This window comes from Nocardia vinacea (assembly GCF_035920345.1).
In the GTDB taxonomy this organism is placed as follows: Bacteria; Actinomycetota; Actinomycetes; order Mycobacteriales; family Mycobacteriaceae; genus Nocardia; species Nocardia vinacea_A.
The window spans coordinates 7801130-7825795 of the sequence record NZ_CP109149.1; the positions used below are offsets into that span (position 1 = coordinate 7801130).

The 24666-nt window shown below is 66.0% G+C and carries 21 protein-coding genes; 13 read left to right on the plus strand and 8 right to left on the minus strand.

The features are described 5' to 3' along the window. Positions 1 to 34: 34 nt before the first annotated feature. Positions 35 to 1207, plus strand: a complete 1173-nt coding sequence (locus tag OIE68_RS35500; RefSeq protein WP_327095305.1) for a hypothetical protein — start codon at positions 35 to 37, stop codon at positions 1205 to 1207. A gap of 206 nt (positions 1208 to 1413) precedes the next feature. On the opposite strand, the gene OIE68_RS35505 is transcribed toward OIE68_RS35500, so the two are convergent. From OIE68_RS35505 to OIE68_RS35520, 4 genes are all read right to left on the minus strand, one after another. Further along, on the minus strand, positions 1414 to 2787 hold the full coding sequence (locus tag OIE68_RS35505) for a HAMP domain-containing sensor histidine kinase (RefSeq protein WP_327095306.1): 1374 nt from the start codon (positions 2785 to 2787) through the stop codon (positions 1414 to 1416). 7 nt (positions 2788 to 2794) lie between these two features. Beyond that, positions 2795 to 3502, minus strand: a complete 708-nt coding sequence (locus OIE68_RS35510) for a response regulator transcription factor (protein WP_327095307.1) — start codon at positions 3500 to 3502, stop codon at positions 2795 to 2797. Between the two features lie 170 nt (positions 3503 to 3672). After that, positions 3673 to 4059 (minus strand): hemophore-related protein, encoded by a 387-nt coding sequence (locus OIE68_RS35515; protein ID WP_327095308.1) that lies wholly within the window; start codon positions 4057 to 4059, stop codon positions 3673 to 3675. A gap of 144 nt (positions 4060 to 4203) precedes the next feature. Next, a complete protein-coding gene (locus tag OIE68_RS35520; protein ID WP_327095309.1) occupies positions 4204 to 6243 on the minus strand; it encodes an AMP-binding protein in 2040 nt (679 codons plus the stop codon). A gap of 319 nt (positions 6244 to 6562) precedes the next feature. Between OIE68_RS35520 and OIE68_RS35525 the strand changes: the two genes are divergently transcribed. From OIE68_RS35525 to OIE68_RS35550, 6 genes are all read left to right on the plus strand, one after another. Then, positions 6563 to 10765, plus strand: a complete 4203-nt coding sequence (locus tag OIE68_RS35525; protein ID WP_327095310.1) for an ATP-binding protein — start codon at positions 6563 to 6565, stop codon at positions 10763 to 10765. Then, on the plus strand, positions 10762 to 11175 hold the full coding sequence (locus tag OIE68_RS35530; RefSeq protein WP_011207200.1) for a roadblock/LC7 domain-containing protein: 414 nt from the start codon (positions 10762 to 10764) through the stop codon (positions 11173 to 11175). The genes OIE68_RS35525 and OIE68_RS35530 overlap by 4 nt, the downstream gene beginning before the upstream one ends. A 7-nt stretch (positions 11176 to 11182) precedes the next feature. After that, positions 11183 to 11557 carry a DUF742 domain-containing protein gene (locus OIE68_RS35535; RefSeq protein ID WP_040686485.1) on the plus strand — a complete coding sequence of 125 codons (375 nt, stop codon included), beginning with the start codon at positions 11183 to 11185 and terminating at the stop codon, positions 11555 to 11557. Next, the gene (locus OIE68_RS35540) at positions 11538 to 12140 is read left to right on the plus strand and encodes a GTP-binding protein (RefSeq protein ID WP_174414979.1); all 603 of its coding nucleotides are present in this window, start codon (positions 11538 to 11540) and stop codon (positions 12138 to 12140) included. The genes OIE68_RS35535 and OIE68_RS35540 overlap by 20 nt, the downstream gene beginning before the upstream one ends. A 93-nt stretch (positions 12141 to 12233) precedes the next feature. Continuing rightward, positions 12234 to 13736: a carboxyl transferase domain-containing protein gene (locus tag OIE68_RS35545; RefSeq protein ID WP_327095311.1), complete on the plus strand. Its 1503-nt coding sequence runs from the start codon at positions 12234 to 12236 to the stop codon at positions 13734 to 13736. 105 nt (positions 13737 to 13841) lie between these two features. After that, positions 13842 to 14711, plus strand: coding sequence for an aldo/keto reductase (locus OIE68_RS35550; RefSeq protein ID WP_327095312.1), 870 nt, complete (start codon positions 13842 to 13844; stop codon positions 14709 to 14711). A gap of 41 nt (positions 14712 to 14752) precedes the next feature. Here the strand turns inward: OIE68_RS35550 and OIE68_RS35555 are convergent, their stop codons facing one another. Then, entirely contained in the window at positions 14753 to 15880 is a 1128-nt protein-coding gene (locus OIE68_RS35555) for an NAD(P)-binding domain-containing protein (protein WP_327095313.1), read from the minus strand. 90 nt (positions 15881 to 15970) lie between these two features. On the opposite strand from OIE68_RS35555, the gene OIE68_RS35560 reads away from it, so the two are divergent. The 5 genes from OIE68_RS35560 to OIE68_RS35580 all read left to right on the plus strand — a co-directional run bounded on the left by OIE68_RS35560 (position 15971) and on the right by OIE68_RS35580 (position 20793). Further along, positions 15971 to 16696, plus strand: coding sequence for an enoyl-CoA hydratase (locus tag OIE68_RS35560; protein WP_327095314.1), 726 nt, complete (start codon positions 15971 to 15973; stop codon positions 16694 to 16696). After that, complete coding sequence (locus OIE68_RS35565; RefSeq protein ID WP_327095315.1) at positions 16697 to 17839, plus strand: MBL fold metallo-hydrolase; 1143 nt, start codon at positions 16697 to 16699, stop codon at positions 17837 to 17839. It begins immediately after the preceding gene. 34 nt (positions 17840 to 17873) lie between these two features. Then, positions 17874 to 18164 carry an antitoxin gene (locus OIE68_RS35570; protein ID WP_327095316.1) on the plus strand — a complete coding sequence of 97 codons (291 nt, stop codon included), beginning with the start codon at positions 17874 to 17876 and terminating at the stop codon, positions 18162 to 18164. Between the two features lie 49 nt (positions 18165 to 18213). Next, positions 18214 to 20523 carry an ATP-dependent DNA ligase gene (locus OIE68_RS35575; RefSeq protein ID WP_327095317.1) on the plus strand — a complete coding sequence of 770 codons (2310 nt, stop codon included), beginning with the start codon at positions 18214 to 18216 and terminating at the stop codon, positions 20521 to 20523. 90 nt (positions 20524 to 20613) lie between these two features. Beyond that, a complete protein-coding gene (locus OIE68_RS35580) occupies positions 20614 to 20793 on the plus strand; it encodes an antitoxin (protein WP_327095318.1) in 180 nt (59 codons plus the stop codon). A gap of 79 nt (positions 20794 to 20872) precedes the next feature. Here the strand turns inward: OIE68_RS35580 and OIE68_RS35585 are convergent, their stop codons facing one another. After that, complete coding sequence (locus OIE68_RS35585) at positions 20873 to 21520, minus strand: isochorismatase family cysteine hydrolase (RefSeq protein ID WP_327095319.1); 648 nt, start codon at positions 21518 to 21520, stop codon at positions 20873 to 20875. Between the two features lie 358 nt (positions 21521 to 21878). Between OIE68_RS35585 and OIE68_RS35590 the strand changes: the two genes are divergently transcribed. After that, complete coding sequence (locus OIE68_RS35590) at positions 21879 to 23042, plus strand: lipase family protein (protein WP_327095320.1); 1164 nt, start codon at positions 21879 to 21881, stop codon at positions 23040 to 23042. Between the two features lie 64 nt (positions 23043 to 23106). Here the strand turns inward: OIE68_RS35590 and OIE68_RS35595 are convergent, their stop codons facing one another. Both OIE68_RS35595 and OIE68_RS35600 read right to left on the minus strand, forming a co-directional pair. Continuing rightward, the gene (locus OIE68_RS35595; protein WP_327095321.1) at positions 23107 to 23751 is read right to left on the minus strand and encodes an ammonium transporter; all 645 of its coding nucleotides are present in this window, start codon (positions 23749 to 23751) and stop codon (positions 23107 to 23109) included. 213 nt (positions 23752 to 23964) lie between these two features. Continuing rightward, on the minus strand, positions 23965 to 24651 hold the full coding sequence (locus OIE68_RS35600) for a hypothetical protein (protein WP_327095322.1): 687 nt from the start codon (positions 24649 to 24651) through the stop codon (positions 23965 to 23967). Between the last annotated feature and the right edge of the window lie 15 nt (positions 24652 to 24666).

Consider the following 24666-nt stretch of genomic DNA (forward strand, 5'->3'; position numbering starts at 1 on the left):
GTTCAGCCAATTCGGAGTTCTAGGGTCGGCAGACGTGGCTGGAAATCGCGCCCGCTGGGCCCTGCTCGCCGTTGCCGTTGTCATCGCCGGGGCGCTCGGTGGCGCCGTCACCGCTTGCTCGAGATCATCCAGTTCACCCGGCGGTATCGCATTGGTGAACGCCGATACCGGGCCGACGGGTGCGCGCATCGCACAGGGGCTGCAGCAGGACGGCGGTGGATACGAATGGACCGTCGGCAAGCCGGGTGAACTCGACGCGGATGACTACGCGGCCGTGATCACCCTGCCCGCCGATCTCACCGAATCCATGGGCACACTGGCGAGCGCGCAGCCGAAACGGGCCAAGGTCACCGTGGATACGCATAAGGGCGCGGATGCGGATGTGGTGAACGGCGCGGTGAATACGGTGACGCACCGGATCGGCGCATCCGGTGTCGATGCCGCCCTGGCCGCGGTCGCGCAGGCGCGCACCCAGATGACCTCGGTGCAGTTCACCACCCAGCTGCTCAATGCCGGAGTGAATGCCGCGGCCGCAGGTGCCGATCAATTCAGCTCAGGCGCGGATCAGCTGCTCGGCTTCCTGACCTACGCCAAAGCGGGTTCGGCACAACTGACTTCGGCCATCGCGCTGCTGAACTCGACCGTCTCCGGTGCTGCCACACAAGCGAATCAACTTGCCTCGGCATTGGATTCGACCGGCATCACGATCGGACAGGTGCAGCAGACCGCGAATACGGTGAGCGGCGGTCTGGATCAGATCCTGCCGCTGATGCGTGCGCTGTCCTTCGCGGGCGATCCACAAGTCGCCGATATCATTGCGAAACTCGAAGGGCTACGAAATGTTTCAGGCCAGGCCGGATCCCAGCTGACCGATCTCGGCGATCTGGTCGGCAGCGCCGTCGATCCGAGCACTGACCTCGGCACGCTCCTGCGCACAGTTGTGGACCGATTGACCGGCGCCAGTGCGCAATTGGCCGAGGGCGCGAAACTCGCCGAAGGTCTGCCGCAACTGGCGGACCAGGGCGGTGCTCAATTGGTCAGCGCCATAAGCCAACTCACTGGCGGCGTCACCCAACTCCAGCAAATCGTGACCAACCTCAGCACCCAAACCGACAAGGCCGTCGCAGCGCTACCCCAGCGCAGCACTGCCCAGCAGTCCGCACTGGCGCTTGCGTTGACGGACCCGGTCGAGGTGGTCCGCAACTGATTCAAAGCTTCGGACTGCCGCACGCAACAGTTTGCCGCTATACACGACGAATCCGAAAGATTTCACCGGCCTAGAGGAGCTCGTAACGATCGTTGCGGTTACCCGACCCGACGGTGCGACCGGCTGACCGACGGCCCACGCTGGAGAAGCAACTGCAATCCGTTGCGTAAAATGATAAGAACCGTAGGCCGCAGCGGCTTTTCGGGTCAGGAAGTCCGGCGCTCCGGAAGATCCAGTACCAGGCGCACACCACCGAGCGGACTGTCGTCGAAATAGGCTCGGCCACCGTGTAATTGAGCCTGTTGGGCGACCAAGGCGAGGCCTAGTCCGGAGCCGCCCTTGCTGGCTTGGCTGCCGCGAAAGAAGCGTTCGAAGACGGCGGTGCGTTCTTCGGCGGGGATGCCGCGGCCGTTGTCGTCGACGGTTATCAGTATGTGTCCGTTGGGGATTCGGTGGGCGGAGACCACCGCCTCGGTGGCGCGGCCGTGTTTGACGGAGTTGGTCAAAGCGTTGTCGATCGCGAGCCGCAGTCCGGCGGGAAGGCCGCGGGTGATCAGTTCGGCGTCGGTATCGATGCGGACGGTTACGCCGGGGAAGTGTCGCATGGCGTCGTGGGCGGCTTGGTCGCACAGGTCGCCGACGTCGGTGTCGACGTGATCGCGTTCGTGGGTGAGGTCGCCCGAGGCGAGGCGTTCCAGTGCGGCCAAGGTGGTTTCGACGCGGCCCTGGCTGCGTTGCAGGTCGGCAAGGATTTCGGCGCGTTGGGCCTCGTCCAGGTCGAGGGTGCGCAGCACCTCGAGGTCGGTGCGCATGGCGGTGAGTGGGGTGCGCAGTTCGTGGGCGGAGACGGCGGCGAAATCGCGTGCGGTCTCCAGTGCGGCGGCGGTTTCGGTCTGCGCCTGATCCACCCGTTGCAGCAGGGTGTTCACCGCCTCGGCGAGTTTTTCTGCCTCTCTGACTCCGGAGCCGTCGACCGGCGGCTGTGGATTGTCCGGATCGCGGTAGCCGCTGCGCGTGCCGACCTGTCGGGTGAGATCGACGATCGGGCGGACGGCACGGCCCGCGAGCAGCCAGCCGAGTGCGGCGGCGGTGGCGATCGCCAGTCCGGCTCCGGCGAGCACCCAGCGCTGTTGTTCGGCGGTGGTGCGTGCCGCCTCAGTCGATGGAATGCCAAGGGACACAACTCGTCCCGCCGGTTGGTTCTCGGTGGTGGTCAGCACACGGAACGGGGTGCCGTTCACGGTGACGGTATGCGATCCGATCGGCTGTTCGGGCAGGCGGATCGGTGTGCTCGCCACGATCGTGTTGTTGTCGCGGACCGTCACTGCCATGTCGTAGGTCGGACCGACCAGTCCGAGCACACCGACGGCCAAAACCGAATCGATGAGCACCAATCGCGACGCGATGGCCAACTGCTGGTCGGTCTGGGCCAGGTTGTTGCGCTCGATGGCCTGTGAGGAGATCACACCGATGATCGTGACGATGATGATCGCGCCGACCGCGGCGGCACCGGCCACCCGGGTGCGAAGGGAGAACGTGCGCCGCCGCCGTTTCCGGGAAGCCGGGAGCTGCGGCGTCATCGCCAACTCACTTGGGTGCTCGCAGCACGAATCCGACGCCGCGGACCGTGTGCAGCAGCCGCGGCGTGCCCTCGACCTCCAGCTTGCGCCGCAGGTATCCGACGAAGACATCGACCACATTGGTGTCGGCGGCGAAGTCGTAGCCCCACACCAATTCCAGTAGCCGCTCGCGGCTCAGCACCACGCCCACATTGCGGGCCAGGGTGGACAGCAGCTCGAATTCGCGCTTGGTGAGATCGATTTCGCGGCCGTTCAGCACTGCGCGGTATCCGGCGACATCGACCTCCAGCGGGCCGACCGTGATCGCGCCCGGCGTGGCGGCGGCCGGAACGTCCGAGCGGCGGCGCAGCAGTGCCTTGATCCGCGCCACCAATTCGGCGAGGACGAACGGCTTGGTCAGATAGTCGTCGGCGCCGGACTCCAGTCCAGAGATCCGGTCGTCGACGGAGGCGCGGGCGCTGAGCACACAGATCGGGACTTCATTGCCCAAGGCCCGAAGTGCCGTTACCACGCCCGCACCGTCGAGCAGCGGCATATTCATATCGAGCACCACCGCGTCGGGCACCTGCTCGGTCACGCTGCGCAGCGCTTCGGCGCCGTCGCGGGCGACCCGCACCTGGAAGCCGGACAGGCGCAGGCCGCGCTCGACCGACGCGAGCACGTCCTCGTCATCGTCGACGACAAGGACGGTCGGGTTAGAAGTCACGTCATCCATTGTGCCGCCACTCGGAAACGGAATCGGTTAGGCAACCGACTGATTTCGGAAGTGCATGGGTAACTCGTCGGGGACGGGCTGACCCATCTACCGCTTATCCGCCGGTCGCCGATGCTGCGTTCGTGGCACCTAGGTCTGGCGCCTGAATATCCGGGGAGGCGGGGGAGCGCTCAGTAGCTGTGGCAGGTTTCGGCCACGGTGCGGATGGTCTCGGCCAGCCCGGACGCACGCGGGTCGTTCTCGGCGTCCTGCGCGGCGCTCGGGTTCTCGTCGATGGCGGCCTGGAGTTCCGCGCGACGCTGTTCGACCGGCTGATCGAACTTGCGCTGCAGTTCGGCCTTCTGGGTCGGGTTCGCGTCGAGCATGGCCGCCAGCTGCGGTGCCTTGGCGTGCAGCGCCGCGTCGACCTGGGCGAAAGAGCAGTCGGAGGTCAGCAGCGGCCCGGCCAGCGTCATCGGATCCGCGGCTGCGATGGCCGGGGAGAGCAACACGGCCACACTGGCCATGCCGCCTGCGGCGAGAGCGGCGACGGCCGGGCGACTGTGGAAGAGCTTCATGGTGTGTGCCTCCAGATTTCGAGGGTCATGCTGCTTCGAGGGTGCTGTGGATCCAGCGCCCTAGACGCTATTGCCCCGCACTGGCGCATGTGTGAACTATCCCTGAGGATTCTCTAAGGAGTGAAACGCAATGCAATCGCAAAGTTATGACGGCACAATCGGATCGCCGTTGGGTGCAACGACTTCCGGGCCGGGCCCCTGCGGGCGGCTGGCCCGGATCTGGACCTCCAGTGCGGCGAGCACCGAAGCATCTTCGATGGTGGATGGCACTTCGTAATGATCGCCCGCGGTGATCTGGCGGATCGTCTTGCGCAGGATCTTGCCCGATCGGGTTTTGGGCAGCGCGGTGACGACGACAGCATCGTGCAGGGTGGCGATCGCGCCGATCTGCTCGCGCACCCGGGCGATCAGTTCGTCGCGCAGGCGGTCCGGATCGATCTCGACGCCGGACTTGAGCACCACGTAGGCGATCGGCCGCTGGCCCTTGAGTTCGTCGGGCAGGCCGATCACCGCGCATTCGGCGACGGCCTCGTGTCCGGCGATGGCGGCCTCGATGCTGCCCGCCGACAGCCGGTGTCCGGCCATATTGATCACATCGTCGCTGCGGCCGAGCACGTAGAGGTACCCGTCATCATCGAAGTATCCGGAGTCGCCGGTGAGGTAGTGGCCGGGAAACGCCGACATATAGGAGCGTTGGAAGCGGCCTTCGTCGCGCCATAGTCCGGTTAGTGTCCCTGGCGGTAGTGGCAGGCCGATGACGATATTGCCCTCGGTGCCCGGTGCGACCGGATTGCCCTCGGCATCGAGCACCCGCAGCCGGAAGCCGGGCACCGGCACCGACGCCGAACCCGCCTTGATCGGAAGTTGCTGCAGGCCGAGCAGATTCGCGCAGATCGGCCAGCCGGTCTCGGTCTGCCACCAGTGGTCGACCACCGGGCAGTCGGGCCGATCGGCGAGCAGGGTTTCGTTGGCCCACTCGTAGGTTGCCGGATCCAGGCGCTCACCGGCGCAGAACAATGCGCGCAGCGAGGACAGGTCGTGGCGGTGGGCGAGTGCGGCATCCGGATCGGCCTTGCGGATGGCGCGCAGCGCCGTCGGCGCGGTGAACAGCACCCGCACGTTGTGCTCGGCCACCACCCGCCAGAACGCGCCCGCATCCGGTGTCCCGACCGGTTTGCCTTCGTAGAGCAGCGTGGTCGCGCCGACCAACAGCGGCGCGTAGACGATGTACGAATGTCCGACGACCCAGCCGACATCCGAGGCGGCCCACATCACCTCGCCCGGACCGACGTCGTAGATATTGCGCATGGACCAGGACAGGGCGACCGCATGTCCGCCGTTGTCGCGGACCACGCCCTTGGGCTTCCCGGTGGTGCCGGAGGTGTAGAGGATATAGAGCGGATCGGTCGCGGCGACCGGAACCGGATCTGCGGGTTGCGCATCGCGCACCGCGTCTTCCCAATCGAGCCACTGCGCCGCGACGGTCTGTGTGGAACTCGGCAGTGAATCGGTGGCGGGCTGCGGCGCGGGGAAGTGGATGGTCGGAAATTGCGGCCGCTGCTTGACGATCACGTGCCGCGGCGCGCTCGTCTCGGCGAGGTCGAGGGCCTGCAACACGATCGGCGGGTAATCGATCGTTCGGCCCGGCTCCAGTCCGCCCGAGGCAGTGATGATCAACACAGGTTCGGCATCATCGATGCGGGCGGCCAACTCGGGTGCGGCGAAGCCGCCGAAGACCACCGAATGCACCGCGCCGATACGGGCGCAGGCCAGCATGGCGATTACGGCCTCGGGGATCATGGGCAGGTAGATGACCACGCGGTCACCCGCGGCGACACCCAAACGTGCCATCGCACCGGCGAACTCGGCAACCTCGGCGAGTAGTTCGGCGTAGGTGAAAACGCCTCTGGTGCCGGTCATAGCGGAGTCGTATATTAGGGCGGGCTGATCGGCCCGACTCGCTTCGTCCGGAGTGTCGCCGCCGTGCACATGCCGGTCGAGGGCGTTGAAGGAGGTATTGAGGCGAGCGTCCGGAAACCATCTGGCCATCGAGCGGGCCGTGGTGTCGACGATGTGGGTCGGCGGGGTCACCCAATCGATCGCCTCGGCCGCCTCGGCCCAGAACTCAGCGGGATCGACCAAGCTGGTCTGATAGACCGGCCGGTACGTCTGGTTCTCACTCAATCCCGTGACTCCCTAGCCTCGCCTCGATGCCCGCCTCGATAGATCAGCACGATTGTGGCAGACTTCACGCGACGCCCGGGTGGGTGCCGCGACCTCTGGTTTTGCCAATTATCGGCAGGTCAAGGCCCGTAACTACACTCAACGTCACCCAAGCTGTTATTGATCCGTTAGAATCTGATGTCACTTATTTGGGCCGTCGTAGACGCAATTTCTCGGCCAGCCGCAGTTCCTCGGCCAGCTCTGCCTGTCGAGCCAGCATGCGATTGTCTAGGTTCGCTGATGGCACGTGGTTGGGGCCAGTTTGGAAAGTGAGTGGGAGATGCGTGACGCCGCAAGGTCCGGCAGCAAACGCTGGGCGCTCGGCAACTGGGACCTGCGCTGGAAGGTTACGGCGGTCCTGGCCGTTCCGCTGGCAGTCGCGGTTGGGCTCGGCGTGTCCAGGATTACCACCGAGTTCGCCGACGCGAACCGACTGGACGCTGCCGCGAAGAACATCGAGACGATTCCCGCCGTCACCGCGCTGAGTGCGCAGACGGCGACGACCGCCGCTTCGCAGATGATTTCGATCATGCCGAACGTGTCGATCGTGTCGGACAAGAACCTGGCCGACCTCGACAAGGTCATCGCCGATGCCGAACAGTCGGGCGGCAAGCTCGACGGTGTTGCCGGTGCACGCGCGTCGCTGGACAGCATGATCACCCAGGCCAAGGCCATTCGTGCCCAGGGCAAGAACGTCACGACGCAGACACCGGCCGAAGTCATCGGGATGATCGACCAGGTCCGCAACGACAGTGTGCACATCGTCGAGACGACGGTCGGCCAGGTCAGCGACCAGGCCATCGAACAGTCGAAGCTGCGGCTGGTCGACTCGCTGAACACCCGTGCCGCACTGGTCGGTGAGGTCGCCGCATTCCCCGAGGTGCTGCGCGGTTCGGCGGCTGGCGTGCAGAACGCGATCACCGCGGCCAATACCGAGCGGGCGATGCTCAACGTGCTCGCCCACCGCTTTTCCGACGGCGACACCTCGATCGCCGATCTGCGGGCTGGTATCGATAACCGGATCTCGCTGCTGACCAGCCCGGAGGCGCAGTCCGGCAAGATCCCGGTCGGTGATCTGAAGAATTCGCTCACCGGCAGCCTCGATGTCTACGAGCGCGTGGTCAACAAGTCCACCAAGGACATCGACACGGCGATGAGTTCGCTGGTGTCCAACGCCAATACCGGCGCGTGGACCTATACCGCAGTCGTTATCGCGACCATTCTCGCCGCGCTTTTGCTCGCGGTGTTCGTCGCGCGCTCGATGATCGTGCCGCTGCACCGGCTGCGTCTGGCCGCGCTGCGTGTGGCCGAGAGCGATCTGCCACACGAGGTCGCCCAGCTGCGTAACGGCGCGTCCCCCGAGGATGTGCCGCTGGAGCCGATGCCGATCCGCAGCCACGAGGAAATCGGTCAGCTGGCCCGCGCCGTCGACGATATCCACGGCCAGGCGCTGCGTTTGGCCAGTGACCAGGCGCAGATGCGTGCCCAGGTCAACGACATGTTCGAAACCCTGGCCCGGCGCTCCAAGTCGCTCGTCGACCATCAGCTCAGTTTGATCGAGGCGATGGAGTACGACGAGAAGGATCCACGCCTGCTGGAAAACCTGTTCCGGCTGGACCATCTCGCGGCTCGTATGCGCCGTAACGGTGACAACCTGCTGATCCTCGCCGGTACCCGGCAGCGGCGCAGCAAGTCCGCGCCGGTCGAGATCGCGGACGTGCTGCGTGCGGCGATCTCCGAGGTCGAGGACTACGAGCGCGTGAAGCTCGGTGCGACACCGCGTGGTTCGCTGGTCGAGCCCGCCGCCTCGGATATGGCGCACCTGTTCGCCGAGCTATTGGACAACGCGCTACGCGCGTCGCCGCCGGAGACCGACGTGAAGTTCACCTTCGCGCAGGGACACGACCAGGGCATGCTCATCGAGGTCGCGGACCGCGGCATCGGTATGCCGCCGAGTGAAATGGCCGACATCAACCGGCGGCTCGAGCAGACCGCCGAACCGGGTCCGGACACCGCGCGGCACATGGGTCTTTTCGTGGTCGGCCGATTGGCCGAGCGCCACGGACTCACCGTGCGCCTGCGCCCGACCTTCGATACCGCACGGGACCCCGGCGTCACGGTCACCGTGCAGGTTCCGGCCAATCTGATCGTGCTCGGACAGGGCCAGACCACCGCGATGCCGCAGGCGGCACCGCAGGTCGCCGCTGGGGCTCCGCAACGGCCGTCGGCCGCGGCGTCGATGCAGACGCGTGCGATCACCAGGACGCCCGGTGGCAATGTCATGGTCACCGTCGATCCCGGTGTGAGCGGACCGATTCCGATGAGCAGTCCGGCACCGGCTGCGGGCAGCGGTCCGATTCCGTCGGCGGGCGGGCTGCCACAGCGTTCGCCCGGCTCGACCATGTCCTCGGGTGCCTCGGGGCTGCGTCAGGAACCGGCGCAACCGAATCCGACCCTGCGCCCATCGGCCGGACAGCCGCCGAGCGGTCCGCAGCGCGGCAAGCTCGCCGCGGCGAATCTGCCGAGACGCAATGTCACTCCCGGCGGTCCGCCGCCGAGTCGGCCAGGTGCCGAGCCGACGGTTTCCGGCGGTGGTCTGCCGCCTCGGAATCTGAATTCCGGTGGGCTGCCGCAGCGTCAGCCCGGCACGAATGGTGTGCCGGAGGGCGGTCAGCCGAGTGGCGGTCTGCCGCAGCGTCAGCCGGGCAGCAACGGTGCACCGCAGCGCGAGGGCGCGGGTGGTATGCCGCAGCGTGCGTCGGGGCTGAACGGTCTGCCGCAGCGCGAACCGGGTGCCGGTGGTGTGCCGCCGCGCGATACCGGGGCGAGCCTGCCGCAGCGTGATGCGTCGGGTGGACTCCCGCAGCGGGAGCCTGGTTCGACCGGACTGCCGCAACGGGATTCGGCCGCCGGTGGCCTGCCGCAGCGGGATTCGGCCGCCGGTGGCCTGCCGCAGCGGGATTCGGCCGCCGGAGGGCTGCCGCAGCGGGAGCCGGGTGCTACCGGTCTGCCGCAACGTCAGTCGCCTGCGAGCGGTCTGCCGCCGCGGGAAACGCCGAACGGTTTGCCGCAGCGTGAGAGCACGGGCGGTCTGCCACAGCGTGAGAGCGCTAGTGGTCTGCCGCAGCGTGATGCTTTGGGTGGTCTGCCGCAGCGCGAACCCACCGGTGGTCTGCCGCAGCGTGAGAGCACCGGTGGTCTGCCGCAGCGTGAGAGCGCCGGTGGTCCGCCGAAGCGTGATCCGTTGCGTGATCCGTTGAGCAGTCTGCCGCAGCGGGAAACCACGGGTGGTCTGCCACAGCGTGAGAGCACGGGCGGTTTGCCGCAGCGCGAAAGTGCCGGTGGCTTGCCGCAGCGTGAGAGCACCGGCGGTCTACCGCAACGGGATTCCGCATCGAATGGTCTGCCGCAACGTGAGTCCGGTCTGGCCGGTATCCCGCCGCGCGACACCGGTTCGGGCTTGCCGCAGCGGGATTCCGCTTCCGGTGGTCTGCCGCAGCGTGATGCGCTGGGTGGTTTGCCGCAGCGGGAAAGCACCGGTGGTTTGCCGCAGCGTGAGAGCACCGGTGGTCTGCCGAAGCGTGATCCGTTGCGTGATCCGTTGAGTAGTCTGCCGCAGCGGGAAAGCACGGGTGGTCTACCGCGGCGCGATTCGGCCTCGAACGGCCTGCCGCAGCGGGACACCGGTTCGGGCTTGCCGCAGCGGGATTCCGCTTCCGGTGGCCTCCCGCAGCGGGAGGCGGGTGCTACCGGTCTGCCGCAGCGTCAGTCGCCCGCGAACGGCCTGCCGCAGCGTCAGTCGGGTGCGCAGCCACCGAGCGGCCTGCCCCAGCGCGACGGTCTGCTACCTTCCCGCGACAGCCTGCCGCAGCGGGAGTCGGCTGCTACCGGCCTGCCCCAGCGCGATCCGGGAGCGACCGTACTGCCGCGCAAGGAAGTTCCGCCGGGTGTCGGTCTGCCGCGACGGGATCGTGGTGCGGCCCAGCCCGCGGCCAGCGGTGAGACACCCGCGATGTCCGAGAGCGGGGCGACGACCGCACCGCGCGATCCGGGCCGGCACAGCTTCAAGCCCGATCCGGAGAAGGCGGCATCGTTCTTCCAGACCAGGTTGCAGCCCGCGGCCGACTCTGATTCGGTGATGGGCGGGACACCGATCTTCGCCGAAATGATGTCGGCGTGGCTATCGGATCCCAACCAGGACCGGTCCCAAGTTGCTGCCTCCTTCGAATCACCCGGCGACGAGGGCTGGCAGGCGGCCCGCCGCGCCAGCGAGGCCCAGGCCGAAACAAAGACGGCCGCCGGGTTGCCTCAACGCAATCCGGGCGGGAGGCTGGTCCCCGGCGGTGTCACCGGCAACGCCGATCGCACGACGCGTCGCGATCCAGAAACGATCAGGTCCAGCTTGAGTCGTCACCAGCAGGGCGTCCGGGATGGCCGCGCAATGAAGGCAATGAACCTAACCGGAGATAAAGGAGACCGATGAACCCCGATCTAGGTGGTACGAATCGTCAGCTGGATTGGCTGGTTTCGAACTTCGCCAACGAGGTTCCTGGCGTAGCTCATGCCGTCCTGGTCTCGGCTGACGGCCTACTCATGGCGGCGAGCGCGCAGCTGCCGGTGGACCGTGCCGAACAGCTCTCGGCTGTTACCGCCGGACTGGCCAGCCTCTCGGTAGGCGTCTCGAATCTATTCGAAGGCGGCACCGTGCTGCAGTCGGTGGTCGAGATGGAGCACGGCTATCTGCTACTCATGGCAGTCGGCGACGGCTCGTATCTTGCGGTGCTGACGAATACTTCCTGCGATATCGGCCAGGTGGGCTACGAAATGGCCCTGTTGGTCGAGCGTGTTGGCCAGACGGTACAGGCCACGCCACGCGTCACGATGGGTTCCTGATGGTGGGATGGACATAGACGATCACCGCATGGGGAGCGCCGAGCCGAGTCTCGTTCGCCCGTACTCCTTGACTGCGGGCCGAACCAGGCCCGCGGTCGAGTTGGCGTTGGAGGCACTTGTCGCATCGCATCCGGTCGCCCTGGAGCGGCAGTTCGAACTGACCAACATCGAGACGTCCATCGTGGAGTTGTGCAGAGAATCGCCGTCCGTTGCTGAAGTAGCGGCGCGTTTGGGTATCCCCATCGGGGTGGCCCGCGTGCTCGTGGCCGACCTCATCGAGGCCGGGCATGTGCGAGTTTCGGCGACTTTGAAAGACGATTCCAGCGACGATGAACGTCGCGAGCTGATCGAAAGGGTTCTCAGTGGACTCCGGCGTATTTGATTCGACGGCACAGGTCGATACCCGCACCAGCAAACCGACTTCGGCAAAGATCGTGGTCGCTGGCGGCTTCGGTGTCGGTAAGACCACGTTGGTGGGTGCCGTCTCGGAGATTGTTCCGCTGCGCACCGAGGCGTTGGTGACCAATGCCAGTACCGGAATCGACAATCTGACCGGTATTCCGATGAAGTCGACCACCACGGTGGCGATGGACTTCGGCCGGATCAGCCTCGCCGACGATCTGGTGCTGTACCTGTTCGGTACGCCGGGCCAGTACCGCTTCTGGTTCATGTGGGACGACCTGATCCGCGGCGCCATCGGCGCCGTGGTGCTGGTCGACACCCGCAGGCTCGAGGACAGCTTCGCGGCCGTCGACTACTTCGAAGCGCGCAATCTACCGTTCCTGGTTGCGCTCAACGAATTCGACGACGCACCGAGGTATCCGATCGAGGACATCCGTCAGGCCCTCGCGGTGCCTGCGGATGTGCCGATCCTGTCCATCGACGCCCGTCGGCGCGAACCCGCCAAGCAGGCGCTGGTCTCGCTCACCGAGTACGCCCTACGCAAGGTCATGCAGGGCTACTGAGCGTTCGCGACTGTCGCGTCGGCCCCGAATCGAGTGGCTGAGCCTTACCCACCCCGCCGGCTCTGCTGGCTGCCATCCCCCTAGGCTCGCTCGGTGAGGATTTCGGCGCGGGAGTTGCTCGGGCAACTGCTCGACTCGGACTCGTTTATCAGCTGGGACCGGCCATCGGTGACGGTGGCCGTATCCCCGCGATACCGCGCGGATCTGCACAAGGCCGAGCTGGCGGCAGGTACAGATGAAGCGGTGCTGACCGGTGAAGGTCTGCTGCGTGGTCGACGCGTGGCCGTAATCGCCTGCGAATTCGGATTTCTGGCGGGTTCGATCGGGGTGGCCGCGGCCGAGCGCATCGTCTCGGCGGTCGAGCGCGCCACCGAACTCGGCCTGCCCCTGGTCGCGTCGCCGACCTCTGGCGGTACCAGAATGCAGGAGGGCACAATCGCTTTCGTGCAGATGGTGAAGATCGCGGGTGCGGTCGCGGTGCACAAGGCGGCCGGGCATCCGTATCTGGTCTATCTGCGCAATCCCACGATGGGCGGCGTCTTCGCGTCCTGGGGTTCGCTGGGGCATATCACCTTCGCCGAACCCGATGCACTCATCGGGTTTCTCGGTCCGCGCGTCTATAAGGCGTTGTACGGCAGGGATTTTCCGGAGGGTGTGCAGGTCGCGGAGAATCTGTACCGCAGCGGCGTGATCGATGGGGTGCTGCCCGTTTCGGTGTTCCGTCGGATCGCGCATCGTGCGTTGAGCGTGCTCAGCGGTGTGCCGGATCCTGTTGCGGCGGGACCTGGTTGGGCCGCGCCGGTGCGTAAGACCGCGAATGCGGCCGCGGATGTTCCGGCTTGGGAATCGGTTCAGATCTCGCGCCGCCCAGGTCGGCCCGGTATCCGTGACCTGCTACGCCATGTGACGCAACGGGTTCCGCTCAGCGGCACCGGGCAGGGCGAATCCGATCGCACCATGGTGCATGCGCTGGCCCGCTTTCGTGGACAGCCGTGCATTGTGTTCGGCCACGACCGCGCGGGTCAGCAGGGTGAACACACCATGGGCCCGGCTGCATTGCGCGAGGCCCGACGCAGTATGGCGCTGGCCCAGGAATTGCGGCTGCCGCTGGTGCTGGTGATCGACACGGTCGGTGCGGCACTGTCGAAGGAGGCCGAGGAGCGTGGGCTCGCCCCCGAAATCGCCCGCTGCATAGCCGATCTGGTAACTCTCGATACCCCGACCGTCTCGGTCCTGCTCGGTCAGGGCACCGGCGGCGGCGCATTGGCGCTGCTGCCGGCCGACCGCGTCCTGGCCGCTACCCACGGCTGGCTCGCGCCGCTGCCGCCGGAAGGGGCGAGCGCCATCGTCTACCGCGATACCGACCATGCCCCCGAGTTGGCCGACGCACAGGGCATCCGCGCCACAGACCTGCTCGCCGACGGTGTCGTCGACCGCATCGTCCCGGAATTTCCCGACGCCGCCGACGAACCGGTCGACTTCGCCCGCCGCATGGTCGCCGCCATCGCCGAAGAGCTCACCGGGCTGCGCGCCCGTCCGATCGACGAGATTCGTGCCTCCCGCCATACCCGCTATCGCCGCCTCGGCCGGCCCTGACGATCCCTGGTAACCAGTAGAAACGCGATCCCGTCCGGAAAACCGGTGGTCAACACACCAGGGGTTCTCGTTGACGACGCGGCGCGGCACTCCTACGGTCGGAATGTGACCTTCAGAAGCGAGACCAGCGCCATTCCCTCGATCGTGCTGAACGACGGGAACGTGATCCCGCAGCTCGGCTTCGGTGTGTTCCAAGTACCGCCGGAGGACGTCCAGCCGGTCGTTACCGCTGCGCTGGAGGCGGGCTATCGCAGCATCGATACCGCCGCGATCTACGGCAACGAGGAGGGCACCGGCCGCGCCATCCGGGAATCCGGGCTGCCGCGCGACGAGGTCTATCTCACCACCAAGCTGTGGAACTCCGACCAGGGCTACGACTCCACGCTGCGCGCATTCGACGCCAGCATGGCTCGGCTCGGCCTGGACTACCTCGATCTCTATCTCATCCACTGGCCGGTGGCGCAGGCCGATCGCTTCGTCGAGACCTTCAAGGCCTTGCAGACACTGAAGGCGGAGGGCCGGGTGCGTTCGATTGGTGTGTCGAACTTCACCGTCGCCGATCTGGAGCGGGTCATCGGCGAGACCGGCGAGATCCCGGCCGTGAACCAGGTCGAATTGCATCCCCGGCTCGCGCAGCGCGAGCTGCGCGCGTTCCACGATGCGAATGCCATTGCCACCGAGGCGTGGAGTCCGCTCGGGCAGGGCACTCTGCTCGATGATCACACCATCGTCTCCATCGCCGACGAGGTCGGTGGCACCCCCGCCCAGGTACTTATCCGCTGGCACCTCCAGCAGGGCATTGTCGTCATCCCGAAGTCGGTCACCCCGGCCCGCATCGCCGCCAACTTCGACGTCTTCGGTTTCGAACTCACCCGCGACCAGATGGACGCCATCAACGCACTCGACAAGGGCGCCCGCATCGGCCCCGATCCGACCACCTTCACGGCCGGGCTGCCCGCCTCCCCGAATACTTAGGCTCCCCAGCCTCCCCGATACTTCCTGTGCGCTACAGACGGCTAGATCAGATCGAGGTATCGCGTGAGCTCTTGGGCGGCGGCGCGCCCGGCTCTGTTGGCGCCGATGGTGCTCGCGGATGGGCCGTAGCCGATCAAGTGGATGCGCGGGTCGACGGCTACCTGGGTGGCGAGGCGGCCGGTCATGGTGATGCCGCCGCCCGGACCGCGCAGGCGTAGCGGGGCCAAATGGTCCAGTGCACTGCGGAATCCGGTCGCCCACAGGATCACGTCGGCGTGCTGGAACGAGCCGTCAGGCCAGCGCACCCCATCCGGTTCGATGCTCGCGAATATCGGATGCCGCTGCAGCGCACCGCGAGCTTGTGCGGCGCGCAGTCGATCGTCGAGCCGCAATCCGGTGACCGAAACCACAGAACCCGGCGGCAGACCGTGTCGCACACGATCCTCCACGATGGCGACGGCCGCGCGGCCGTGCTCCTCGGCGAACGGTGCGTCACGGAATACCGGCTCGCGTCGAGTCACCCAAGTGGTGGTGGTGACCTGCGAGATCTCGTCCAACAACTGAACGGCCGATACTCCGCCGCCGACCACCACGACATGCTTGCCCGCGAACTCGTCGGCGGTGCGGTAGTCGTGAGTGTGCAGTTGGCGTCCGGTGAAGGTCTCCGCACCCGGATAGTGCGGAATGAAGGGATGTTCCCAGGTGCCGGTGCCATTGATCAGGCCGTGCACCCGGATCGTGCCCGCGGTATCGGTCTCGACATTGAGCGTCGTGCCCCGCCCCGCCGCGAGATCCGGCCCTGCGGGACAAGGGCTTCCGTCGGTATTGCGGTCGCAGACCACGGTCACCGAGACCGGTCTGCGCACCCGCAGATCGAATCTCTTCTCGTACAACTCGTAATAGCGCGGCACCGCGGTGGCCGCGGGTACGGCGTCGGAATCGGGGGGCAATGTCTCGGCGAAGGACATGCCCGGGAGGTCGTGTACGCGATTGACGGTGGTCAGGGTGAGCGATGGCCACCGAAACTGCCAGGCCCCACCGGGTCCCGGTGCGTGATCGACGATGAGGAAGTCCCGTTCCGGGCGCAATCCGAGGCGCTGCAGGTGGTAACCGGCCGACAGCCCGGCCTGACCAGCACCGATCACCAGGATGGAGAAGTCTGTCGGCACAAACCGAGATCGTATCGGCTTGGTCGGTATGTTCCGCCACCTGTGGCAGAGTTGATGTAACCACTCGAACCGGTCAGTTGGGGAGGATGCATGCTCGACGTTAGCCGCGATGGCGATGTCGTCACTATCGAACTACAGCGCGAGGAGCGGCGTAACGCGCTGAACTTCGAACTCGTCACTGGGCTCCGCGAAGCAGTGTTGACCGCGGCCGAGGACGCCAGGGTGATTGTGCTCACCGGTCGGGGATCCTTCTTCAGCGCGGGCGCGGATCTGTCCGGGGTCTATGCGGAGGAATTCCTGACGGCCCTGCCCGACATGCTGCACACCATCGAATCCGTACCGGTCCCGGTGATCGCGGCGATCAACGGCGGTGCGCTCGGCGCCGGCGTGCAGATCGCGCTGGCCTCGGATCTGCGGGTCATGGGACCCGACGCCTATATCGCCATTCCAGCCGCCAAGCTCGGCATCACCGTCGACCGCTGGACCGTGCGGCGGCTGGCATCGCTGATCGGCGGTGGTCCGGCCCGGACCATGCTGCTCGGCGCGGAATCGGTATCGGCCGCCGATGCCTACTCCTTCGGCTTCGCCAACCGACTCGGCACGCTGGCCGACGCACAGGCCTGGGCCAAATCGATCGCCCAGCTGGCTCCGCTGTCGCTGCGGCATATGAAGTTGGAGCTCAACGATGACGGCACCCGGGATCCGGAGAGCACGCAGCAGCGTGCGGCGCTGGAGGCGGCGTGGACCAGTCAGGACGCCCAGGAGGGGCGGCTGGCCAGAGCAGAGAAGCGTGCGGCGAAATTCGTGGGGCGATAAATGAATCTGAAGAAGATAGTGGGCATTGCCGCCGGAGCACTCGGTGTCACCTGGGTGGTGCGTGCGGCCTGGGACATCCCTTCGGCTATCGGCGCCTCCATGAATGCCATTCAGCCCCACGCCACCGGCGCGGTGAGCTATCGCAATCGGCAGTTCCACAACACCGAGCCGAGCACCCAGTTCGTCTCGGGAGCCGCTCCGTCCCTGCTGATTTCGGCGCTGACCCGGCGTAATGCCGGTCGTCCGCGCAATGCCGTTCCGTTGGCGACACCCGACGTGCCGACCGAGGCCGCCGATCTCGCGGTCACCTGGTACGGGCACGCATCGGCGCTCATCGAGGTCGACGGGTACCGGATTCTCACCGATCCGGTTTGGAGCGAACGGGTTTCGCCGTCCGCGCTGGTCGGTCCGGCCCGGCTGCATCCGGTGCCGACGCCGCTGTCGGAACTGCCGCAGGTGGACGCGGTGCTGATCTCGCACGATCACTACGACCATCTGGACAAGGCGACGATCCGTCAGCTGGTGGTCGGACAGGCCGCACCCTTTCTGGTGCCGATCGGCATCGGTGCCCATCTGCGGCACTGGGGCGTGCCCGAACATCGCATCGTCGAATTGGATTGGGGTGGTTCGGTTTCCCTCGCCTCGCTGGGCCGTGAGCGCGACGGCACGGATCTGGTGCTCACCTGTACCGAGGCGCGGCACTTCTCCGGACGCGGCCTGGTGCGCAACACCACACTGTGGGCGTCCTGGTCCATCATCGGCCCGACGCGGCGGGTCTACTTCGGCGGTGATACCGGATACACCAAAGCTTTCGCGGAGGCAGGCGCCGCGCTCGGACCGTTCGATCTGACGCTTCTGCCGATCGGCGCCTACGACGAGGCCTGGCCGGACATCCACATGAACCCGGAGGAGGCGGTTCGCGCACATGCCGACCTCGGCGTCGGCGATCCGGGACACGGACTGCTGGTGCCCATCCACTGGGCGACCTTCAACCTGGCCTTCCACGGGTGGTCGGAGCCGGTACGCCGGATGGTCGCTGCGGCGCGGGCGGCCGGTACCGCGGTGGCGGTGCCGATGCCCGGCCAGCGCATCGACCCCAATGACCTGCCGAGTCGGGATTCCTGGTGGGAGGATATTGGGTGAATACCTAGGTTCGTCGACAGGAAGGAATGCAGGCATGAGTCTCGTGGACACCCTGAAAGGCCTCGTCGGCAAGGGTAAGGACGCGGCAGCCGAGAACGCCGACAAAATTCACGATGCGGTCGACAAGGCCGGTGGGTTCATCGACGAGAAGACCGGCCACAAATACTCCGACAAGATCGGCAAGGTGCAGGAGGCCGCCAAGAAGGCGGTGCCGTCGGACAAGTCGGCACCGAAGCCGCCGGCGGCCGCGCCGGAGGAGCCGCCTGTGCCACCCGCTCCCAAGCCCGGCCCCGAGCCCGAAGAGCCGGGACATCCGCAGGCTTGATCTGTGGCGGGGGCCGATATCTGTCGGTCCCCGCCCCTAAACTTCATTTATGGTGACCCGCCGGGAATTCGGTGGCAGCCCGGGCCGGCCGGGCATCGAGGTTGAGCTGAGCAACCTCGACAAGGTGCTGTATCCGGCGACCGGAACCACCAAGGGCGAGGTCATCGCGTACTACTCGGCCATCGCGCCCGCGATGCTTCCGCATATCGCCGGGCGACCGGTCACCCGGAAGCGCTGGCCCAATGGGGTCGACGAATCATCCTTCTTCGAAAAGAATCTCGCCGAGCACGCACCGTCGTGGCTGGAGCGTCACACCATCGAACATTCCGGCCGCAAGGTCGTCTATCCGGTCATCGATTCCGAGGCCGGACTGGCCTGGATCGGACAGCAGGCGGCGCTGGAAGTCCATGTGCCGCAATGGCGTTTCGACGGTGACAAGGTCGGCTACGCCACCCGGTTGGTCTTCGATCTGGATCCGGGGCCGGGTGCGGGACTGGCCGAATGCGCGCGGGTCGCGCTCGCGGTGCGCGAGATGGTCGAGGGCATCGGGCTGCATGCCTTCCCGGTTACCAGTGGTAGCAAGGGAATTCACATCTATGTGCCGCTGGATCAGGAGTTGAGTCCGGGCGGTGCGTCCACCGTGGCCAAGCAGGTGGCGACGAATCTCGAAAAGCTGCACCCGGATCTGGTCACCGCGACGATGGCGAAATCGGCGCGCGGCGGAAAGGTCTTCCTGGACTGGAGCCAGAACAATCCCTCCAAGACCACCATCGCACCGTATTCACTGCGCGGCCGCACCGAGCCGAATGCGGCCGCACCGCGCACCTGGGCCGAGCTGGAGAGCCGGAAAAAGCTGAGGCACTTGCGCTTCGACGAGGTACTCGCCCGCTGGCGCGATGACGGCGATCTGCTCGCCGAATTGGATCCGCCCAGTTCGAATAGCGATGCCCTGACGAAATATCGAGAGATGCGCGATGCCTCGGCGACCCCGGAACCGGTGCCGTCCGAAACGCCTACGCCCGGGGCGAATGATCGGTTCGTCGTCCAGGAACACCATGCGCGGCGGCTGCATTGGGACGTGCGGCTCGAACGCGACGGCGTGCTGGTGTCATGGGCCGTCCCGAAGGGGCCGCCGACCTCATCGGATCAGAACCGGCTCGCCGTGCACACCGAGGATCATCCGTTGGAGTATTTGGACTTCCACGGCGCGATACCAAAGGGGCAGTACGGCGCGGGAGAGATGACGATCTGGGATTCCGGCACATATGACACCGAGAAATGGCGCGAGGACGAGGTCATCGTCACCTTCCACGGCAAGCGACTGCGTGGTCGCTACGCGATGATCCGAACCAATGGCACCCAGTGGCTGATGCATCTCATGCGCGATCAGAATCCGGCCGAGGAAGAGGTGAACCGGGTGTCCAGTGGTCCGGTCGGCCCCGAGGCCGCGTTCATCGTGCCGAGACCGGCTGGGCCCGCGCCCTTTCCACGTGGGCTGCAACCGATGCTCGCCACCCACGGTGTGGTCGCCGATCTCGATGACGTCGAGTGGTGCTTCGAAACCAAATGGGACGGCTTCCGGCTGATCGCCGAAATAGATTCCGGGACACTGACTCTGCGCAGCCGAGCGGGCAATGTCGTGACCAAACGTTATCCGGGTATGGCGGTGCTGGCCGAGGAGTTGGCCGGACACAATGTGGTGCTCGACGGTGAGGCCGTGGTGTTCGACGATCACGGCGTCGCGAATGTCGGTCTGCTGCAGGCCGATGCGGCGCGCGCGGTCTTCGTCGCCTTCGATGTGCTGTATCTGGACGGGACCTCCCTTATCCGCAAAAGGTATTCGGATCGGCGTCGGGTACTGGAAGCGATCGCCGCCAACGCACCGTCACTGCGGGTGCCGCCGCGACTGGACGGCTCCGGCGCCGAAGCGCTGCGCTACAGCCAGGAACAGGGCCTGGAAGGTGTGGTCGCAAAGCGCAAGGATTCGGTGTATCTGCCAGGTAAGCGCGGACATTCGTGGGTCAAGCAGCGTAACTGGCGCACCCAGCGTGTCCTGATCGGCGGCTGGAGGCGCAGCGACGCTCGCAACTTCAAATCGCTGCTGGTCGGCATTCCGCACGAGGGCAGGCTGTATTACGTGGGGCGGGTAGGCACGGGGTTCAGCGAGCCGGTCATGCGGGATCTGGCCAAAAGGCTCGGCAAGTTGGAGCGGAGGACCACACCGTTCGACAACGACCTCACCGCCGAGGAACGCGAGGCCGCGGTGTGGGTGACCCCGAAACTCGGCGGCACCGTCCGCTTCATGAACTGGACCGAGACCGGGCGCCTCTGGCATCCGGCGTGGCTCGGCGAGATGTGACGGCGGTCGCTGATGGTTTGCCGGGTCATCGGGGAGTTCGCTCGGTATCGTGTGCTTGCGGTGTGTCGGCTCGAAAAATAGGAGTGCGCGGTGGATTTCAAGAACCTGGCGAACAAGGCGTTGGACCTGGCCCAGCAGAATGCGGACAAGGTGGATACGGCCATCGATAAGGTGGGCGATCTCGTCGACAAGCAGACCGACGGCAAGTTCGCGAGCCAGGTCGATGCCGCGCAGGACGCCGCCAAGAAGGCCATCAACAAGGACAGCTGAGTCGCCGACCCTTTCGAGCGACCTGCAAGCAGTCGCTACGGCGTGGCGGACCGGGCGTACCGATCCGCCATTCCCGCGGTCAGCTCTGTTCGCGGGCGAGCAGCGGAATGATGGTCGCGCTGTCGGTGACCATCGCGTGGCCCTGGAATTCGAAATCGTCGTGGGCGCGCGCCATTGCCTCCTTATCGCGGCCGCCGACGGCATCGCTGATGATCACCGGCACGAAGCCGAGATCGGTCGAATGGGTGACCGTCGGCGCGATGCCGATCTCCAGCGCGACACCCGCGATCGCGTATGCGCCGATGCCGAGATCGCGCAGCACCGCGGCCAATGGCGTGCCCTCGAATGCCGACATCGAGGTCTTGTCGAAGATCACCTCGTCCGCTGTCGGCCGCAGCTCCGGAACCAGTTCGAAGGCCGGGGTGTCGCGTTGCAGGATGAACTTCACGTCGTCGACATTGTCGACCTGCTGCCAGCTCATGGCCATTCGCAGCGCGAAGGTGCCACTCAGGCGGCGCGGCAGGAAGAAATGCCGCAGGAAGATGATCGGATAACCGCCTCGCCGTGCCGCTTCGACCACCCGCGCCACCCGCTCGATGATCTCCGGACCGTCCGGCAGTTGGGACAGCACACCGACCTGCATGTCGTAGACGATCACCGCCATGCGGTGCGGCGCACACACATCGGTGAGTCCTTCGGGAATGTCCAGTCCGTTGCCATGCCGCATGGTCAGCTCACTCCTGTTCGATTCCGATCACATTCGGGGTACGGTCCGACGGTGATTCGGTTGCGCGATAGCCACTTTCGAAGCGCGCCGCGGCGTGCTTCGCCCCAACTGTAACCATGTCGGAAATCGGACACGCACGGCGTCGCCGGTGCCCGCACATGCCCGTTGCTGGGGCTCTGATCAGGCAGTACGGTGGTGACATTCGAAGCCGGGCGAAGTCGGCGCCGACGCGTTCCCGGCGCACTGTGCGTCGCGCCGCGTCGGAACACTGGAGGCCGCGATGAAAATTTCATTTGCACCATTCGTCGGCGGGAACCGGAGATCCGGTGCGATATCGATCCTTATCGTTCTCGCGATCGTGGCGTTCGCATTCGTGCCCGTTGCCAGGGCTGTGCCGATGCCGGATCAGGACCCGTTCTACGTGGCACCGACCGATCTGGCTTCGCAGCCCGACGGTGCTGTGCTGCGGACGCGCTCGATCGCGTTGTACGGTCTTCCGCTTCCGGTTTCGGCATGGCAGGTGCAATACCGGACCAACGATACGAACGGGTCGCCGATCGCGGGTATGGCCACCGTTCTGGTGCCCAACTGGCCGTGGTTCGGTCCTGGCCAGCGGCCGCTGCTCTCATACCAGATCGCGGAGGACAGTCTCGCCACCCGGTGTGCGCCGTCGTACGCGCTGCGGGGCGGCTGGGATCTCGGCGGCGCGAATACCTATATCGATACACCGTTCATCGCCGAGGGTCTGCGCCGCGGCTGGGCGGTGGTGACAAGCGATTACGAGGGGCCGGACTCCCGATTCCTGGACGGCGTCAACTCCGGCCGTGCGGTGCTCGATGGCATCAGGGCGGCCCGCACGCTCGCACCCGACGGAGTCGGTCCGGCGAGCCCGATTGGGGCGTGGGGCTATTCGGGCGGTGCCTTCGCGACGCTGTGGGCGGCGCAGATACAACCGGAGTACGCGCCCGATATCCAGTTCGCTGGAATCACCTCGGGCGGGGTGCCCGCCGATTGGACAGCCATGGCCCATAGTGTCGATGGCACCGTGCAGGCGGGGCTGGCAATACTCACATTGATCGCGATCGCGAAGAACGAGCCGAATTCCGGTGTGCCGGACCTGCTCAACGAACGCGGTCGCATTGCCCTCGCCGAGGATGCCTCGGCCTGTGCTCCGGATCTGGTCTTCAAGTACTTCAATGCGCATGTGGACGATTTCGCGGCGGTGCCGGATGTGTTGTTCCATCCGGTATTTCGGGCCGCGACCGACCGCCAGGAGTTGGGCGGTAGCGCGCCGGTCATGCCGATGTACCTGTACCACAGCACAACCGACGATGTGATTCCGGTCGCGGGCTTCACCGATCTGGTCGGGCGATACTGCGCAGCGGGTGCCGATCTCACCTCCGTGCATTCGGCGCTGCCCGGACACAATGTGACCGCCATCGGTGAAGCGCCAGGTGCGATGGGGTTCCTTGCCGATCGCTTCGCGGGTGTCTCGATAGCCTCCGGCTGCCACGGCCGATAAACGAAAGATGCGGCGCGCTACGAGGATTCGCCGCGCGCCGCGTTCGGAGTGCTGGTTGCCGGTCCTACTTGACCGGTGCGTCCTGCCATTTGGTGGTGCCGGCCGGGGCGGTCAGGGTGCTGAACAGATCGATGCCCGCGATGATCAATGCCGGTCCGCCGACCACGAGGGTGCCGATGATGCCGCCGATACCCGCGCCCGCGAGGACGCTGGCGATGACGGTCGGCCCGCCGATGATGCCGGTGAGCCCGACCAGCGCGCCGATCACCGTGCCGAGAAAGCCGCCGATGGCGGTGGCAATCCCGAACTGGGACAGGAAGTTATCCTGCGCGCGCAGATTCTCCCGCGGCGACGCGATCGGTGTGGCCGCCTGCCGCGCCTGCGTGTAGTCCTTGACCGCGGTCAATTCCAGCACCCGGCCCGCGTCGCGGATCTCGTGCGGCATGGTGAACTCCAGACCGTCCTGCCGGAACGACAGTGGCAGCGTCACTACCGTATTGCCCGCGATGTCCTTGATATCCACGGTGTTCGCCGACATTTGGAAGGACCCGTTGGTCAGTGTGGTGACGATCTTGTCGTCCACCAGTTTTGCCTCGTACCCGATGTCGGGTACGGGCGCGGCATCCGGCTGTGCATAGGAGGTGCCCGCGCCGACCGCGACAGCGGCGACGATCGGCACGGCTGCCGCAGTGATCTTGCGGAGAATCATTCCGGTGGTCCAATCTTCATCAGGTTATGCAAGCCGTAGCAACGCTCCGCACACGAAAAATCCTCCCCCCCCGACGCTGTGCAGAGCCACGATGTGATCTAGAGAACGCACTCCGAGGACACAGTACCGTGTATAAAAGGTTTAGAGGAATGCTTTTCGGGGTATTCGATATTGCTCACATGACGAATCTTGTTATAGCTCTTCGCTATCCGATCAGGACCCCGGCTGCTGGAGGACATTGATCGCGCGGGCGATCACCAAGATCACCAGCACCAGTGAGATCGCCGACTGCAGCATCATCGTCGCCTTCGCCCACCGCGACATCGGCATCACGTCGGTCGGGCTGAACGCCGTCGCATTGGTGAACGCCAGATACAAATAGTCCAGGAACTGTGGCTCCCATTCGGGTTCGGTCAGGTCCGGACTCTGCATCTGCACGAACAGGAAGTCCGGCAACGGCTTTCGCGCATGCGCGCGGGCCGCGGGGCCGCCGCGATCGGACTCCCAGTACCAGAGTCCGAACACCACCACATTGGTCAACCAGACCGCACCGCCCGAGACGAGCAGTTGCACGGGATCGCTGAGGGTGCCGTTGATCAGTTGGAAGACCAGACGACCCGCCGAAACCGCGGTGGCCAGACTCAACAACCCGGTCAGCAGGAGGCCGCCGTTGCGCAGCCAGCGCTCTTCCCGGTTGAGTCGGAACGGATTCGCCGCCACCAGCACACCGAGCAACAAGACCTCGAGTACGGGCAGTACCAGCCAGGCGGGCTGCTGCCGGAGTTCCTTCGGCACGACCTGCAACACCACGATCACCAGCACGGCGAGCGTCGCGGCCCACCGCGATTCACCCTCCGTCTTGCGTTGCCAGGCAGGTACATCGTCGTCTTGGTCCGGCACAGGGGCCAGTATCGC

What these genes read in the sequence shown, in the direction of transcription:
- OIE68_RS35505 (WP_327095306.1), bottom strand. Translation starts at nt 2,787, where the DNA reads ATGACGCCGCAGCTCCCGGCTTCCCGGAAACGGCGGCGGCGCACGTTC.
- OIE68_RS35510 (WP_327095307.1), bottom strand. Translation starts at nt 3,502, where the DNA reads ATGGATGACGTGACTTCTAACCCGACCGTCCTTGTCGTCGACGATGAC.
- OIE68_RS35515 (WP_327095308.1), bottom strand. Translation starts at nt 4,059, where the DNA reads ATGAAGCTCTTCCACAGTCGCCCGGCCGTCGCCGCTCTCGCCGCAGGC.
- OIE68_RS35525 (WP_327095310.1), top strand. Translation starts at nt 6,563, where the DNA reads ATGCGTGACGCCGCAAGGTCCGGCAGCAAACGCTGGGCGCTCGGCAAC.
- OIE68_RS35530 (WP_011207200.1), top strand. Translation starts at nt 10,762, where the DNA reads ATGAACCCCGATCTAGGTGGTACGAATCGTCAGCTGGATTGGCTGGTT.
- OIE68_RS35535 (WP_040686485.1), top strand. Translation starts at nt 11,183, where the DNA reads ATGGACATAGACGATCACCGCATGGGGAGCGCCGAGCCGAGTCTCGTT.
- OIE68_RS35560 (WP_327095314.1), top strand. Translation starts at nt 15,971, where the DNA reads ATGCTCGACGTTAGCCGCGATGGCGATGTCGTCACTATCGAACTACAG.
- OIE68_RS35565 (WP_327095315.1), top strand. Translation starts at nt 16,697, where the DNA reads ATGAATCTGAAGAAGATAGTGGGCATTGCCGCCGGAGCACTCGGTGTC.
- OIE68_RS35570 (WP_327095316.1), top strand. Translation starts at nt 17,874, where the DNA reads ATGAGTCTCGTGGACACCCTGAAAGGCCTCGTCGGCAAGGGTAAGGAC.
- OIE68_RS35575 (WP_327095317.1), top strand. Translation starts at nt 18,214, where the DNA reads ATGGTGACCCGCCGGGAATTCGGTGGCAGCCCGGGCCGGCCGGGCATC.
- OIE68_RS35585 (WP_327095319.1), bottom strand. Translation starts at nt 21,520, where the DNA reads ATGCGGCATGGCAACGGACTGGACATTCCCGAAGGACTCACCGATGTG.
- OIE68_RS35595 (WP_327095321.1), bottom strand. Translation starts at nt 23,751, where the DNA reads ATGATTCTCCGCAAGATCACTGCGGCAGCCGTGCCGATCGTCGCCGCT.